The organism is Micromonospora sp. NPDC047753, assembly GCF_040642735.1.
Taxonomy (GTDB): Bacteria; Actinomycetota; Actinomycetes; order Mycobacteriales; family Micromonosporaceae; genus Micromonospora.
On sequence record NZ_JBEYSL010000907.1, the window covers coordinates 1 to 1,009 of the forward strand.

The following is a 1,009-nucleotide window of genomic DNA, read 5'->3' on the forward strand; positions in this document are numbered from 1 at the left end:
GGCTACCGGCCGTGGTCGCCTCCTTCGGACCGCGACGGCGAATGCCGCACAAGAGCCGACCCGCGCGGCCAGCTGCGGCAGCACCGCCCCCAGCGGCGCGTCGACGCACATGGTGGCGTGGCCGTCACCCCGGGTCGGCCCCTGGTTGACGATCGCGACCGGGATGCCCCGTTTCGCGGCCCGAATCACGAACCGGCGCCCCGACATCACCGTCAACGACGACCCGAGCACCAGCAACGCGCGAGCCTGCTCCACGGCCGCGAAACACCGCGCCACCCGCTGCGGCGGCACCGTCTCACCGAAGAACACCACGTCCGGTTTCAGCATCCCGGTGCCGCAGATCCCGCAGTCCACCGGCCGGAACGCCTCCACCTGCTCATCGGGGAGATCAACATCACCGTCCGGGTTGACGGCGGCGACGCGGGCCACGAACTCCGGGTTGGCCTCGCGTAGCCGCCGGTGCAGCTCCTCCCGGGAGGTCAGGTTGCCGCAGTCCAGGCAGGTCACCTCGTCCAGGCGACCGTGCAACTCGATCACCGACGGGCTGCCGGCCGCACCGTGCAGACCGTCGACGTTCTGGGTGATGACCGTGTCGACCAGCCCGGCGTGCTGCAGCCCGGCCACCGCCCGGTGCCCGGCGTTGGGCGCCGCGCCCGCGATCAGCCGCCAGCCCAGGTGGCTGCGCGCCCAGTAGCGGCGCCGCGCGAGGGGATCGCGGGTGAACGCCTGGAAGGTCATCGGCGTGTGCCGCCGCGCCACCCCGCTGGGCCCCCGGTAGTCCGGAATTCCCGACTCGGTGGACAGGCCGGCGCCGCTGAGCACCACCACCCCACCACCGGCCACCAGCGAGGTCAACGCGTCGAAGCTCTCCATCACCTCTCCATGCTGCCTCAACCGGGCCGCTGACGCCGAGCCCCGCGCCGGGTGGGCGGCCCCACCCGGCTGGTGGAGATCCAGAAGGACCCGACGCGGTCGCTGTACCACATCGTCCGCTGCTTCCGGGTGCACA

At 72.6% G+C, this 1,009-nt stretch carries 1 protein-coding gene; it reads right to left on the reverse strand.

What is annotated here, in order from left to right; all coding sequences use genetic code 11:
* Positions 1 to 873, reverse strand: an 873-nt coding sequence (locus ABZ749_RS35670) for an NAD-dependent protein deacetylase (RefSeq protein WP_357235877.1), incomplete at its 3' end; no start/stop codon positions are given.
* Between the last annotated feature and the right edge of the window lie 136 nt (positions 874 to 1,009).